This is a genomic window from Terrisporobacter hibernicus (assembly GCF_020809405.1).
Taxonomy (GTDB): domain Bacteria; phylum Bacillota; class Clostridia; order Peptostreptococcales; family Peptostreptococcaceae; genus Terrisporobacter; species Terrisporobacter petrolearius.
Genome location: NZ_CP081135.1, coordinates 3,154,586 through 3,170,129, shown reverse-complemented (window position 1 = coordinate 3,170,129; position 15,544 = coordinate 3,154,586). Strand labels below are relative to the sequence as shown.

General features: G+C 27.8%; 13 protein-coding genes. 2 read left to right on the top strand and 11 right to left on the bottom strand.

What is annotated here, in order from left to right; translation table 11 throughout:
* Window positions 1–266 precede the first annotated feature (266 nt).
* Window positions 267–1,031, top strand: coding sequence for a 3'-5' exonuclease (locus JW646_RS15300; protein WP_074915618.1), 765 nt, complete (start codon window positions 267–269; stop codon window positions 1,029–1,031).
* Window positions 1,032–1,067: 36 nt separating this feature from the next.
* Here JW646_RS15300 and JW646_RS15295 read toward each other — a convergent pair whose 3' ends face one another.
* Entirely contained in the window at window positions 1,068–1,820 is a 753-nt protein-coding gene (locus JW646_RS15295) for an exodeoxyribonuclease III (protein ID WP_148556362.1), read from the bottom strand.
* Between the two features lie 13 nt (window positions 1,821–1,833).
* On the bottom strand, window positions 1,834–2,796 hold the full coding sequence (locus JW646_RS15290) for a galactose-1-phosphate uridylyltransferase (RefSeq protein WP_228415575.1): 963 nt from the start codon (window positions 2,794–2,796) through the stop codon (window positions 1,834–1,836).
* A gap of 302 nt (window positions 2,797–3,098) precedes the next feature.
* Here JW646_RS15290 and JW646_RS15285 point away from each other — a divergent pair, with 302 nt between their 5' ends.
* Entirely contained in the window at window positions 3,099–4,319 is a 1,221-nt protein-coding gene (locus tag JW646_RS15285; protein WP_148556360.1) for a pyridoxal phosphate-dependent aminotransferase, read from the top strand.
* Window positions 4,320–4,376: 57 nt separating this feature from the next.
* Here the strand turns inward: JW646_RS15285 and JW646_RS15280 are convergent, their stop codons facing one another.
* From JW646_RS15280 to mnmH, 9 genes are all read right to left on the bottom strand, one after another.
* Complete coding sequence (locus tag JW646_RS15280; protein WP_018589622.1) at window positions 4,377–4,829, bottom strand: MarR family winged helix-turn-helix transcriptional regulator; 453 nt, start codon at window positions 4,827–4,829, stop codon at window positions 4,377–4,379.
* 234 nt (window positions 4,830–5,063) lie between these two features.
* Window positions 5,064–6,509 (bottom strand): adenylosuccinate lyase, encoded by a 1,446-nt coding sequence (gene purB, locus JW646_RS15275; RefSeq protein WP_148556359.1) that lies wholly within the window; start codon window positions 6,507–6,509, stop codon window positions 5,064–5,066.
* Between the two features lie 93 nt (window positions 6,510–6,602).
* Window positions 6,603–7,511 carry a tyrosine-type recombinase/integrase gene (locus tag JW646_RS15270; RefSeq protein ID WP_074915607.1) on the bottom strand — a complete coding sequence of 303 codons (909 nt, stop codon included), beginning with the start codon at window positions 7,509–7,511 and terminating at the stop codon, window positions 6,603–6,605.
* Between the two features lie 115 nt (window positions 7,512–7,626).
* Window positions 7,627–9,411 carry a DEAD/DEAH box helicase family protein gene (locus tag JW646_RS15265; protein ID WP_148556358.1) on the bottom strand — a complete coding sequence of 595 codons (1,785 nt, stop codon included), beginning with the start codon at window positions 9,409–9,411 and terminating at the stop codon, window positions 7,627–7,629.
* A 191-nt stretch (window positions 9,412–9,602) separates the two neighbouring features.
* On the bottom strand, window positions 9,603–11,189 hold the full coding sequence (gene rny / locus JW646_RS15260) for a ribonuclease Y (protein ID WP_209006033.1): 1,587 nt from the start codon (window positions 11,187–11,189) through the stop codon (window positions 9,603–9,605).
* A gap of 178 nt (window positions 11,190–11,367) precedes the next feature.
* Window positions 11,368–12,396 carry a recombinase RecA gene (gene recA, locus JW646_RS15255; protein WP_074915604.1) on the bottom strand — a complete coding sequence of 343 codons (1,029 nt, stop codon included), beginning with the start codon at window positions 12,394–12,396 and terminating at the stop codon, window positions 11,368–11,370.
* A 232-nt stretch (window positions 12,397–12,628) separates the two neighbouring features.
* Window positions 12,629–13,171, bottom strand: coding sequence for a CDP-diacylglycerol--glycerol-3-phosphate 3-phosphatidyltransferase (pgsA, locus tag JW646_RS15250; RefSeq protein WP_074915601.1), 543 nt, complete (start codon window positions 13,169–13,171; stop codon window positions 12,629–12,631).
* Window positions 13,155–14,492 carry a 30S ribosomal protein S12 methylthiotransferase RimO gene (rimO, locus tag JW646_RS15245; protein ID WP_074915599.1) on the bottom strand — a complete coding sequence of 446 codons (1,338 nt, stop codon included), beginning with the start codon at window positions 14,490–14,492 and terminating at the stop codon, window positions 13,155–13,157. Before rimO ends, pgsA begins: the two co-directional genes overlap by 17 nt.
* The gene (gene mnmH / locus JW646_RS15240; protein WP_074915597.1) at window positions 14,486–15,544 is read right to left on the bottom strand and encodes a tRNA 2-selenouridine(34) synthase MnmH; all 1,059 of its coding nucleotides are present in this window, start codon (window positions 15,542–15,544) and stop codon (window positions 14,486–14,488) included. The genes rimO and mnmH overlap by 7 nt, the downstream gene beginning before the upstream one ends.

Below are 15,544 nucleotides of genomic sequence, written 5' to 3'. Positions count from 1 at the left end.
TTAGGTCAAATATATTCCGTATTATTTTTCGTTCCATCCCCAAAATAATTCGTAATTTCATTTATTTTATTATAAACAATTTAATAATTCTTCGCAATATATTTTTTATTCATATTCATCATATAATTAATAATAATATAAATAATATAAAAAGTTTAACTTTTTATTAATAATAGGTTATACTTAAAAATAGATATTATAGTTTATTTTAATTTTATGTTCACTAATTATAGTATTACACAATTATTATTTAGGAGAAAGATTTTATGGAATATATAGTTTTTGATTTAGAGTTTAATCAAGGATTTGATAGAAAGCTAAATAAGACAGTTTCTAATGAAAAATGCCCTTTTGAAATTATTCAAATAGGCGCTGTCAAGTTGGACTCTAACTTAGAAATAATTGATACTTTTAACACTTTTGTTAAACCTCACATATATAGAGAAATTCACCCCTTCATAAAGAAAATGACTAACATAACTAATGAAGATGTAAAAAATGCACCTTGTTTTTCTGAAGCTTTTAGTATGTTTAAGTCTTTTATAAGTAATGAAAACAATATACTTTGTGTTTGGGGCAATGGAGATTTAAAAGAATTATACAGAAATATCAATTATTATAATTTATCTGTAGATAATTTATCTTGCACTTACATCAATATCCAACATCATGCTTCTGTTTACTTTAAAAATCCAAGTGGAAAAAGCATTGGTCTTCAAAATGCTATTACTCTTTTAGAATTGAATGAAGATAAATCTTATCATAACGCTTTAAATGATGCGTATTATACTTCTTTAGTATTTCAAAATATTTTTAACGATGAAATAGAGACTAAAAAATATAATTTCGATAATGATGACAAAAAGAAACCTGCTACAAAACGAAAAGTAAATTATGATAGTATTTTCGGTGAATTCAAAAAAATTCTAAATAGAGATTTAAACAAAGAAGAAAAAAAGATTATTCATCTAGCTTATAAAATGGGTAGAAGGAGTAAGTCTTCTAAAGAAAAAAATAATCTAAAAGATTAAAAAATCCTTCCTTTAATATTTGGAAGGATTTTTATATTATTTAATTATAAGTTCTACTGGACAGTGGTCTGATCCTAATACATCTGTATGTATTTTAGCACTTACTAATCTTTCCTTTAATTTTTCAGATGTGCAAAAATAATCTATTCTCCATCCTGCATTCTTTTCTCTAGCCTTAAACCTATAAGACCACCACGAGTATATATTGGCTTCCTCTGGATAAAAATATCTAAATGTATCAATAAAACCTTCATTAAGTAGCTCTGTAAACTTATTTCTTTCTTCATCCGTAAATCCAGCATTTTTTCTATTAGTTTTTGGATTTTTTAAGTCAATTTCTTTGTGTGCCACGTTTAAATCACCACATATTATAACAGGCTTTCTTTCATCAAGTTTTTTCAAGTATAATCTAAAATCATCTTCCCATTTCATTCTATAATCTAGTCTTTTCAATTCACTTTGAGAATTTGGAGTGTATACCGTTACCATATAGAAGTCTTCAAATTCTAGGGTTATCACTCTTCCCTCTTGGTCATGTTCTTCAATATTTATTCCATAAGTTACACTTAATGGTTCCTTTTTTGTAAAAATAGCTGTTCCTGAGTATCCTTTTTTCTTTGCGTAATTCCAATATTGGAAATATCCTTCAAGTTGCAAATCTATTTGATTTTCTTGTAACTTTGTTTCTTGCAAGCAAAATATATCTGCATCAACTTCATTAAAGAAGTCCATAAAATTTTTACTCACACAAGCTCTTATTCCATTTACATTCCATGATATAAGTTTCATATTTTCTCCTTTTTTAGTCAAATTTTAATCTATTTGCTATATCCTCTGATTTAACTGATGATATATACATACCAGTGCTTAATTCAAACCCTCCAAAATTAAATTTTCTTGGTACAATATGAATATGTGCATTATACTTATCTTTATAATTTTTTTCTATATTTACAGGATGAGTATGAATATATAAATTAAATGGGCAGTTTCCATACTCTTTATATATTCTTTCAAATAATTTTTTTAATATAATAGATAATTCTTTTATATTTTCATCATTTAGGTCATAAAAATATGTGTCATCTTTAAATAAGATAACCGTATCCCCTGTATATTTACAAACCTCAGGTACAAACACTAAAAAATTCTCACTATCATGTATAACTCTCTTTTCATTTTCAATTTCTTGTACAATAAGATGGTTATACATATTTGTACCCATCTTTTCATAAAATTCATCACAAACTTTATATTCATCTTCCAAATCTGGAGGAATAAATGGTAGAGATAAAATTTGAGAATGAGAGTGCATCAATGAAGCTCCAGCTTCTCTTAGATAATTTTTAAATAAACATATATATTTAATATTTTCCTTTTTTTTAAGTGACCTAAACCTAATTTTATACATTATTAATAAGTTATAAAACTCTTCTTCCACCATATTATAAAAATTTCCGTTATGTTTATATGTATCTATTATTACCTCATGTTCTCCTTTTATTTCATTTAAAGGGTTCTCATCTATAATCGGATATTTATTCTTAACTGATTTAATTATCCATTTATTGTTTTTGTTTATGACACAAGCTTCATCAGATATATTATCTTCATTCCCTCTACAAAATGGACATGTCTCGCTATATTCATTATTTTCAATGGGTTTATCAGCTTTACTATTCATTTTATCCAAGGGCCTATTGATTCTTTCTCTTGCAATAATAACTTTACTATTATTTAATGTATCCATTCCAAGTTCTTTCATTATAAACTCCTCTATATATAGCCTTATTTATAAACTATTATTTTTAAAAAGCACTTCACATAAATTATATTTTAACAAAGTTTCTTTGTAAATGTTTTATATCCTTACTTTAATTATTATTGTACTATTGGAATTCCACTATATGCAATTAAAAAGATTGTATAAAAAATAATTAAGATATTTATTAGTTTTTTTGGAAATATATTTTTTTATAATAATGCAGTTTATTCGCCATTATGCTAATATTAAGGTAGATTGAGATTAAATAATCAATTCATATGTTTATAAGGGGGATTATTCAAATGAAATTTTCAAAAAGACTTAGTTCAATGCAACAATCACCAATAAGAAAGTTAGCACCATTCGCTTCAGCTGCTAAGGCTGAGGGAGTTAAGGTATACCACCTAAATATAGGCCAACCAGATATAACAACTCCAGAAGGATTTTTTAACACAGTTAAAAATTTTGACAAAAAAGTTTTAGAATATGCAGGTTCTCAAGGAATGCCTGAATTAATTGAGGCTATAAGAGAGTACTACACTACATACGACATGCACTTTGCAAGTGAAGATATTATAGTTACTAATGGTGGTAGTGAAGGTTTATTATTTGCTTTTATGGCTGCATGTGACCCAGGGGATAATATATTAGTTCCTGAACCATTCTATACAAACTACAATGGCTTTGCTCAATGCTTAAATGTAGAGGTTAAATCTGTTACTACAGTTGCAGAAAACGGTTTCCACCTACCTTCTAAGGAAGAAATAATAGCTAAAATAGATGATAAGACTTCTGCTATATTAGTTGTTAACCCAGGAAATCCAACTGGATGCGTTTATACTAAAGAGGAAGTTCAAATGATAGCTGAAATAGCTAAAGAAAAAGATTTATGGATAATAGCTGATGAAGTATATAGAGAGTTCGTATATGAAGGACTTGAGTATACAAGCTTTGGAAATGTTAAAGAAGTTGAAGATAGAGTTGTTATTATAGACAGTGTTTCTAAGAGATACAGTGCTTGTGGTGCTAGAATAGGTTCTATAGCTTGTAAAAACAAAAAATTCATGGCTGAAGTAATGAAAGTTTGCCAAGGAAGACTTTGTGTTGCTACAATAGAACAATTAGGTGCTGCAGCTTTATATAATACTCCAAAATCTTATTTCAAAGAAGTTAATGATGAGTATAGAAACAGAAGAGATACTTTATATAATGAATTAATGAAAGCAGAAGGAGTTATATGCGAAAAACCTATGGGTGCATTTTATATAGTTGCTAAATTACCAGTTGAAAGTGCTGAAGATTTTGTTACTTGGACATTAAAAGAGTTTAGAAGAGATAATGAAACTGTTATGTGTACTCCTGCTGAAGGTTTCTACTCTACTCCAGGTCTTGGAAAAAATGAAGTTAGACTTGCTTATGTATTAAAAGAAGAAGATTTAAGAAGATCTGGTCAATTGCTAAGAGAAGCTCTAGAAGAATATTGCCAATTAGAAAAAGAAAAATCTGCTTTAGCTAAAGCTTAATATACAATTTCTAAACGCAATTAAAAACCATCTTACTTTTGTAAGATGGTTTTTTTATTAATTTAATTCTTCTTTATTTAGTATGTACTGAAGAGTTTCTAAAGCCTCTTGATATCTTAATCTATCACTTTCATCTAGCTTAAATAACTTTTGTTCTAGTTCATCACTTAATTTACTAGTAAAGTTTATAGCTAACTTTTCACCTTCTTCTGTAATAACTATCATATATTTTCTTCTATCCGCTAAATCCTTTTCCCTATAAACATAGCCTTTTTTAGTCAAATCGTCGATCATACTTGTTAGACTACCTTTTTCTATATTTAGTTTAGCACATAGCTCTGTCATACTTATACTACCATGATTTTTTATGAATACTAAAGCTCTTAATTGCGTTTTATTTACATTGTATAATGCCGAATATTTCTTTAGGTATTCTAAGTAAAGACTTGAGTAAATTTTAGGAAAGGTTTTTGATAAAAAACCAATTGTATTTGTTACTATACAGTTCATTTAATCACCTCAGATGCTTAATTTATTGACTTTTTCCCACTTCTATAGTTTACAATAAAAATATTTGTAGTACAATACTTTTTATGAATATACATCTTATAATTTGCTAATATTATCATGGACTGATATAATTTTACTTTTTATGAAATTACTATTTTAAAGCTTCTTAATCTATATTTGAACTTAAATTTAATCAAAATAAAATAAAGAGCCTTTATGGCTCTTTACTTATAATTATACTTTTAAATCTACTTCTATACCTATGCAGTCTTTATAGTCGCTTATAGCTGGCTCTAAATATTCTTCTACAAACTCTACAACTTGCTGAGGAGCTCTTCCTACAAAGTTCATAGGGTCTAGTATAGATATTATTTCTTCTTCATTTAACATCTTAAAAGCTTCGTCTTCAATTATTAACTCTATTAAGTTATTATTTAGACCTTCATGTTTAACTCTGTAAGCTGCTTTCATAGATAACTCTCTTATTACCTCATGTAATTCTTGTCTATCTCCACCTCTTTTTACAGCTTCCATAAGTATATTTTCTGTAGCCATAAATGGTAATTCTTCGTCTATATGTTTTTTTATCATGTTTTCATATACAACTAATCCATCAGTTACATTTATACCTATATCTAATATTGCATCTGCAGCCATAAATGCTTGTGGTATAGAAAGTCTTTTGTTAGCTGAGTCATCTAAGCTTCTTTCTAACCATTGTGTAGCTTCTACTAAAGCTGGTGATATTGATTCAGAAATTATAAACTTAGATAAAGAAGCTATTCTTTCACTTCTCATTGGATTTCTCTTATAAGCCATAGCAGATGATCCTATTTGATTCTTTTCAAATGGCTCTTCTAATTCCTTTAAGCTTTGTAATAATCTTATATCATTTGTCATCTTATGCATACTTTGTGCTATTCCAGCAAGTACATTTAATACTTGAGAATCTAATTTTCTAGTATATGTCTGACCACTCACTTTATATGATTCTTTATATCCCATTTTTTCACATACTATTTTATCTAGTTCTTTTATTTTATCTGTGTCATTTTCAAATAAGCTCATGAAACTTGCTTGAGTTCCAGTAGTTCCTTTTACTCCTCTAAGCTTCATATTTTCTAATCTATAATTTAAGTCTTCTAAGTCTATTATTAAGTCTTGTGCCCAAAGAGTAGCTCTTTTTCCTACTGTTGTAAGCTGAGCCGCTTGGAAGTGTGTAAATCCTAATGTTGGAACATCTTTATATTTTAAAGCAAAATCTTTAAGATTGTCAATTAAGTTAACAAGTTTAATTCTTATTAATTTTAATGCTTCATTCATTTGAATAACATCTGTATTATCACCAACATAAGCTGATGTTGCACCTAAATGAATTATACCTTTTGCTTTTGGACATTGAAGTCCATAAGCCTTAACATGACTCATTACATCATGTCTTACTTCTTTTTCTATTTTTTTTGCTTCATCAAAATTTATATCATCTATATGAGCTTTTAATTCTTCTATTTGCTCATCACTTATATTTATTCCTAGTTGTTTTTCACCCTCAGCTAATGCAATCCATAGCTTTCTCCAAGTTGAAAACTTAAATTGAGGAGAAAAAATATAACTCATATTTTTGCTACAATATCTTTCTGTTAAAGGATTTGAATATGTTGTGTACTTATTTTCTATCATTTTTTGCACCATCCCTAAATCTTTTTATTCTACAAAGATTATTATATATAATTCTACGAACAATAACAATACTTTTTATGTTTTTTGTTCACATCATTTTTTGTTTAATTTAAAATTATCTTTGCCAAGTATGTAATCAATACTCTCACTATCGACAAAATTTAAAACATGTTTATATCTTATAGCGTAGTATTTATCACTCCATCCCAACTGTTTCTTTATATCTTCTTTATCTGCTCCAAGCATTAAAGAAATAGCTGCATATGAATGCCTTAAATCTTTTGCTGAGTATTGAGGCAATCCTGCTATGTCAAAAGCTTTTTTTACTATTAATCTTACATTTCTATCTGTAATAGATTGACTTTTCTGTGTTGTAAATATGTAATCCTCAGAAGGTATTATTATTTCACCAAGCCCAGAGAAATATCTATAACTTTCTATAAGTCTGAAACAATATGGATGAAGTTTTATAACTCTTTCTTTTTTCCCTTGTCCAAGTCTTATGTAGAAATTATTTTCTTCATCTACAATTAAATCTTTCCATTTTACCCTTACTAATTCATTTAATAAACATCCTGTTGTAACTAGAAATACCATTATTAGCTTATCTCTAGCATTAAGCTTATCTAAAGAATCTATTAGCTGATTAATTTCTTGTATACTTAACACATCTTTTTTCCCTTTTTCCCTTGTAACTATAGGTTTGTTAACAAGAGTGAATGGATTTAATTCAATATATTTTTCCCTTTTCATAAAAGCATAAAAACTGTGTAAGTAACTAAAAATTTTTTCACTTGTTGATATGGCATATTCATCTTCTACAAAAGATATAAAATCCCTACATTCATTTTTTGTTACTTCTAGCAAGTCATCCACTTTAGTCTTCTCTTTAAATAAAAGTATTTTACTAAAATAGTCTTTTTTTGTTGCTGGTGTCATTTTTGTTGAAAATAATTCAAATATTTCAAATTCTCTCTCACTCAATATATAACTATTATCCATAAGGTCTCCTTTCATTATTATTTTATTCAAATTTCAATTTTATATATTATTATTTTTTAAATTGTAGTTTGTTTCGATAAATAATTAAGAAGCACATAAGTGCTTCTTTGAGTCATTACTTATTTGCAGAATTAACTAGTATATTAATTAATTCACTTGATTTTTCGTTAAAAGTAGTTATAAATGTTAAATATTCACTAGCTCTATTCATAACCATATACATTTTATTAAGATCACCTATAAAGTCATTTACTTGATAGTCTTGATCTTCTTCATTTATAGTTTGATTATACAACATTTCTAACTCACAAAATACAACTGCTTTATATTCTAAGCTTTTTATAAAGTATAAATTTGATATTGTTATACCAGTTCTTTTTCCATATTTAGTTAAATTATCATCTCCCACGATATATGGAATACTTACATCATCTAATGCCTTTCTAAGTAGATATTGAAAATATATTGTCTTTCCATTTTTCAATTTCTTTTTATTATATGGAAATACAATGGCTATATCACTGTAGTTTACTCCCTTGTTATTTACAAGATATTCAATTTCCCATAATATGGAGTTAATTTGTTCTTCTAAATCTTCTACTTTAACAATTTGAGTTGAAATTCCACCTTCCAGAAGAATATCACTAGGTATATATATGTCTCGCTTTACATTACTTCTCAAATCTTTTATATAATCATTAGCACTTGTACAAAATTCATTAGAAAAATCAATAACTGCCTTTTTCTGTCTGTAATTTTTTCTTAGCTGTATTTTTTCATCAAAATTAGTATTTTGCAAAGGACTTTTAAAGATATTTACACTATTGTATATATTTAAAGATTCACAGTAATACATATTAAATATATATTTAGTTTCATATAAAAATTCTTGAATAAACTCAATATCTCTTTTATCAAAACTTTCACTTTCATCTATAAATATACCTTTAAACATTTTTTTATTTTTTATAACATTTTTAGCTTGTTTTATCAAATTATTAAAAGTTTTCTCATAGTCTTTTTTTAATAAGCCATAGTCTAGTATTAAGTTGTACTTTTTAGATAGTTTAAATACAAAAGAAGAAATTGTATGTACCTCTAAGTTATTATTATCTTTATATAATAACTTAATACTTTCTCTAAGTTGATTACAAAGTTGCTTCGTATGAGTAAATATTATAAAATTATGATGTGGATATATACGTGCTAACTTTATTGCTCTACTCATCATAATAGTTGTTTTTCCACTACCCGTAGGACCTTCTATTAATGTTTTACCGTAATTAATAGAAAGTGCTTTTTCTAATTGTTCATCCGTAATCATAGTAGCACTATAATTGTACTCATCTTGAGAAAAAGTTATTTTTTTAAACTCTTTATTAATATGATAAGCACCGTTTAATTCATAATATTCTGGACATATATCCAAAATATATAAATTTAACTCTATTTCATTATTTTTTTCTTTCAAATAATTGTCTAGCTCTTCTTCATTATTCATTATACTTTTTAATTTATTCTTATCTATTATATTGTTGCTTACAAAATCTTCTAAGCCATATGTCTCTTCTATATCCACATAAGGCATGACAAATACATAATTGAAACTAATATTATTGTAAAATTGAGCCATTTTCAATTTTAACAACTCATATTCTTCATTCATTACTTCAATTAATTCTTCATCTAATATAGAAAATAAATCTTCACTTGTATCCATAAATTTTATAAAAAGTATTTTATTATTTTTTATATATAATAAATCTGTGTTAATTCCTCTAAAAGGAGTAACTTTTGGCACTACATTTGTATTGTCATAGTTCTTTTCGTAAAAAATTTTTTCAACTTCTTTTACTTTTAATGCATCTAATTGTGAGTTAATATTAATATTTTGTCTCAATTTGCATTCCCCCTTTATAGTAATTATATCATTTAAACATATATTTTACTATATTATCAAATATATACATTTTATTATAGTAAAATTCATTTTACATAATCATCTGAATAGTTATATTACTTACTATACAAACCAAACAATACTTTGCATATATTTTAATAAAAAAAGGAGAGTTAATACTCTCCCTTTTATTATTTAGCATATTCTATTGCTCTTGTTTCTCTTATTATACTTACTTTTATTTGACCTGGATATTCAAGCTCGTCCTCAATTTCTTTAGTCATCTTTCTAGCTAATAAATGAAGTCCTTCATCATTTACACTATCAGGTTTAACCATTATTCTAATCTCTCTACCAGCTTGAATTGCATAAGATTTTTCTACACCTTCATAAGAGTTAGCTATTTCTTCAAGTTTTTCTAATCTCTTAATATATGCTTCTAAAGTTTCTCTTCTTGCACCTGGTCTTGCTGCAGATATGGCATCTGCTGCTGTAACTAACACAGCCTCAACTATTTGTGGCTCATAATCTCCATGGTGAGTACTCATTGCATGTATAATTTCTTTAGATTCTTTATATCTTCTAAGTAAATCCATACCTATTTCAACATGAGTTCCTTCCATTTCGTGGTCTACTGCTTTACCTATATCATGAAGTAAACCAGCTCTCTTTGCTAGTTTTATATCTGCTCCAATTTCTGCTGCCATAATTCCTGCTATATGAGCAACTTCTATTGAATGTTTTAATACATTTTGTCCATAACTTGTTCTATAATTCAATCTACCAAGTAATTTAACTAGTTCAGGATGTAATCCATGTACACCAGTTTCAAAAGTAGCTTGTTCTCCAAACTCTTTGATGATATTGTCAACTTCTTTTCTTGCCTTTTCTACCATTTCTTCTATTCTAGCTGGATGTATTCTTCCATCTGATATTAGTTTTTCTAATGCTATTCTTGCTACTTCTCTTCTAATAGGATCGAAACCTGATAAAATTACAGCTTCTGGAGTGTCATCAATTATAAGATCTATACCTGTTAAAGTTTCTAGAGTTCTTATATTTCTTCCCTCTCTACCTATTATTCTCCCCTTCATTTCATCATTAGGTAAATTAACAACAGTAACTGTTGTTTCAGCAACATGATCTGCTGCACATTTTTGTATAGCATAGCCTATTATTTCCCTAGATTTCTTTTCAGCTTCTTCTTTGGCTTGCGTTTCAATGTCCTTAATCATTATAGACATCTCATGTCTTACTTCTCTCTCAGCATTTGCAAGAATTATATCTTTAGCCTTTTCACAAGTAACACCAGATATATCTTCAAGCTTTTCAAGTTGCTTAACTTTTATTGCCTCTACTTCTTCTTCTTTTCTTTGTACCGCTTTTAACTTTTCATTTAAACTAGATTCTTTGACCTCTAGATTTTGTTGCTTTTTTTCAATAGATTCTTCTTTTTGAAAAACTCTTCTTTCATACTTTTGAACTTCATTACGTCTTTCTCTTTGTTCTTTTTCTGCATCAGTTCTCCATTTGTGAATCTCTTCTTTTGCTTCTAATAATTTTTCTTTTTTTATTGTTTCTGAGTCTTTATTTGCTTTATCTATTATATCTTTGGCTAAGTCTTTAGCTTCACCAATTTTAGTTTCAGATATATTTTTTCTAACAAAATATCCAACTATAATACCAATAGCTAAACCAAGTATGCTTGCTATTATTGCTATGACATCCACCTCCTTTTGTAATAATCCCAAAATATCAATATTATTCTTTAGCATCATTTAAATTATGCCCTTTTTCACTATAAGGCCCAAGTTTTAAATTTAATAAAGTTTCTTTATCTATAATCTTGGAATACTTTAAATAAAATCATCATAATTTAAAATATTTTATCCTCATTTAATTTTATAATTTTTTCTAATTCATGTCAAGTTTATAGGAGGGGTGTATTCATATTTATTATTCACTTTCACTATCTTCTTCCGCAACTGTTTTATCAAGGTTATAATGTTTTCTAACTTTAGCATTTATTTCATCAGTTAAGTCCATATTATCAGCTAAGAATTTTTTAACATTTTCTCTACCTTGTCCAAGTTTTATATCGTTGTAAGCATACCATGAGCCTGATTTTTTAACTATGTCAACATCTGCTGCTATATCTAATAAGTCACCTATTTTAGATATACCCTCTCCATACATTATATCAAATTCAGCTTGTTTAAATGGAGGTGCAACTTTGTTTTTAACTACTTTTACTCTTGTTCTATTTCCAAGTACTTTATCTCCTTGTTTTATACTGTCTATTCTTCTTACATCAAGTCTTACTGATGAGTAGAATTTAAGAGCACGTCCACCTGTTGTAGTTTCAGGATTACCAAACATTATACCTACTTTTTCTCTTAACTGATTTATAAATACAGCTACACAGTTTGATTTTTTTATTGAACCAGTTAACTTTCTTAAAGCCTGAGACATAAGTCTTGCTTGAAGACCAACATGAGAATCTCCCATTTCCCCTTCTATTTCCGCTTTTGGAACTAGAGCAGCTACTGAGTCAACTACTATTATATCTATAGCTCCAGATCTTATTAAAGCTTCTGTTATTTCAAGAGCTTGTTCCCCTGTATCTGGTTGTGAAATTATTAAATTATCTATATCCACACCTAAGGCTTTAGCATATACTGGATCTAAGGCATGTTCTGCATCTATAAATGCAGCTATGCCTCCATTTTTTTGTGCTTCAGCTACTGTATGTAGAGCAACTGTTGTTTTACCTGAAGATTCTGGTCCATATATCTCAACAATTCTTCCCTTAGGAAGTCCACCAATACCTACTGCAATATCTAACCCTATAGATCCTGTAGATATTACGTCTATGTTCAATGAAGTAGCTTCTCCAAGTCTCATAACAGATCCTTTACCAAAGTCTTTTTCTATTTTACCTAAAGCCTGATTAAGCGCTTGTAATTTTTCTTTTTCTATACTCATATTATTTCATCCTTTCTCTTCGCAAACATTTGTTCTATGTACTACTTTTATTATATCTTATAAAACTTTCTTCGTCAATTGAATTCCAGCTTTATCTTTAACATATATTATAAGTTTATAAATTTAAAGACATACATTTATATTTATAAACTTATATGTGAACTTTTATACGAATATTTTTTATTTTTTCAAAAAAATCCTTCCTGAATTCAATTCAGAAAGGATTTATACTTTATTTACTATTCATAAATAATTCTTTATTTTTATATAAATAGTCGGCACCAGAATATAAAGTTAACATTGTTGCAATCAACATAAATATGGTTCCCACTTGTAATAACATACTATTATCTATATTGGCTCCAAGAAGTAATATTATTATTGCCAACATTTGACTTATGGTTTTTATTTTCCCTCCACCACTGGCTGCTATAACTTTTCCATCAGCTGCAGCTATAGCTCTTAGGATACTCACTGTAAGCTCTCTTGCAACTATAATAATAACCATCCAACCTGCAACTAAATTTGATTCTATCATACATATAAGGGCTGTTATTACTAATAGTTTGTCTGCTAAAGGATCCATAAATTTTCCAAAGTCAGTAACTAAATTATTTTTCCTTGCAATATGACCATCTAGAGCATCTGTTATTGATGCAATAATAAATATTAAACAGGCCATTAAATAATGATTTGTAACGTCTAACATCATTATAATTACAAATACAGGTATTAACAAAACTCTAAGTAATGTTAATTTATTTGGTAAATTCATCTTGTATCTCCCCCATTAAATCATACTCTAGGGCAGTGTTTATTTTAACATTTACAAAATCTCCTGGCTCTAGGCTAGTGTGTGATTTTACATATACTATACTATCAATTTCCTCTGCATTTAGTTGAGTTCTCCCAATGTATACATTGTCCTCAATTTGTTCTTCTATTAAAACTTCATATGTTTTACCTATTTTGCTTTGGTTTATTTCTTCTGAGATGTTTTGTTGAATCATCATTATAACATCTCTTCTTTCCTCTTTTACTTCTTGGTCTAAATGATTAGGAAGATTGTCTGCTGCTGTTCCTTCTTCCCTTGAATAAGGGAATACACCTAACTTGTCAAACTTTACTTTTTTAACAAATTCCACAAGTTCTTCAAAATCTTTCTCATCTTCTCCAGGGAATCCTGTTATTAGTGTTGTTCTAAGCGTCGCATCAGGTATTGCAGTTCTAATCATATTTATCTTATCTAATAATTCTTCTTTAGTAGTTTGTCTATTCATTAATTTTAATATTTTATTGCTTGCATGTTGTATCGGCATATCAAAGTAAGAACAAATATTATCATTTCTTTTTATAACATCTACTAATTCCGCTGTTATTGACTCTGGGTATGAATACATTATTCTTATCCACTTTAAACCTTCTATTTTAGCTAACTCTTCTAATAACTGAGGAAGTTTTGCCTTTGCGTATATATCTGATCCATACATTGTAGAGTCTTGTGCTATAACTACAAGTTCTTTCACTCCACTCTTTGCTAAGCTTTTAGCTTCAGCTACTATATCTTCTATTTTTCTACTCTTTTGCTTACCTCTTAATTTAGGTATTATACAGTAAGTACAATGTTTGTCACATCCTTCACTTATTTTTATATAAGCCATATATTCTGGTGTTGAGACATACCTTGGTAAATCTTCATTGTATACAACTTCTATATCATTTAAGCTAATTACTTGTTTTTCTTTTTGTAAATTTGCTAAAATTTCGTCAATATTTTGGTAACTTCCCGTGCCTACTATTGCATCTATTTCAGGAATTTCTTCCTTTAATTCGTCTGAATATCTTTGAGCTAAACATCCTGTAACAATAAGTAATTTTAAATTTCCAGTTTCTTTAAGATTTGCAAATTCTATTATAGTTTCTATAGATTCTTGTTTTGCTGATTCTATAAAACCACATGTGTTTACTAAAATCACATCTGCCTCATCAAAATCCCCTGTAAGTTTGTAACCTTTTTTATTTAATATACCCATCATTATTTCTGCATCTACTAGGTTTTTCGAACAACCTAACGATTCTAGTGCTATTTTTAACATTGTTTAACTCCTTCCTTTGCTGCCTTATGAAAACTTATTAATTTTTCTATTGTATCATTTATGTCTTCGAATTTAATTACGTCATTATACTTGTATTGATTTACTGAATGCATATAAAGAGGGTCATAGTAGTATACTAAGAACTGTTCTACTAATTCTTCATATTTTTCATTGTCTAATAATTCTAAGTATTCATCTACAGTTTTATTTCCAAGTCTTTTTCTAAATGTATTTATACATTGTCTTAAGGCCTGTATATTATCTTCATTTCTATTATATATATAATCTTTACAAAGTCTTTTTACTCTGTCTTTTGTGTCACATTCTATAAGTATGTGATATCCATCTCTTGTTATTCCTTCATATATATCATTTGGAATAAGTACATGACCTACTCTTTTACTTTCACTTTCTACGAATAAATAATCACTTTTTGAGAAAAATAAAGATTCAAATATCCTAGTCTCGAAAGTCTTTTGAGTTGGTGGTTTTTCATCATAAGTAATAAATCCAAATACAGAACCAGTATTTCTAGCCATATATTCCAAATCCACTATATCTATATTATTTCTTTCTAATTCTACTAATAATTCTGTTTTCCCAACTCCAGTTAATCCATGAAGAACTATAAACTGCTTTTTATTCATTATGTTGCTTAAATAATTTTGCACATAATTTCTATAAGATTTATAGCCTCCTTCTAATTTATATAAATCTATACCAATAGAACTAAGTAAATTGGCTACAGAGCCACTTCTCATTCCACCTCTTGCACAATATATCACTATATGTTCATATTCACTTGACAATTCTTTTGCTAGTTTGTACATATCTTTTAACTTAGGAGAAACAAATTCAAACCCTTTGTCTATAGCTTCATGTTTCCCCTCTTGTTTGTATATTGTACCCACCTCACAATACTCATCATTATCAAATAATGGCATATTATAAGCATTTAATATATGATCATCTAAGTATTCTTTTTCGGTTCTAACATCTATAAAAATTGTTTTTTCTAATTTTAAAGCATCTTCTATTTTAATTGTTTTCAA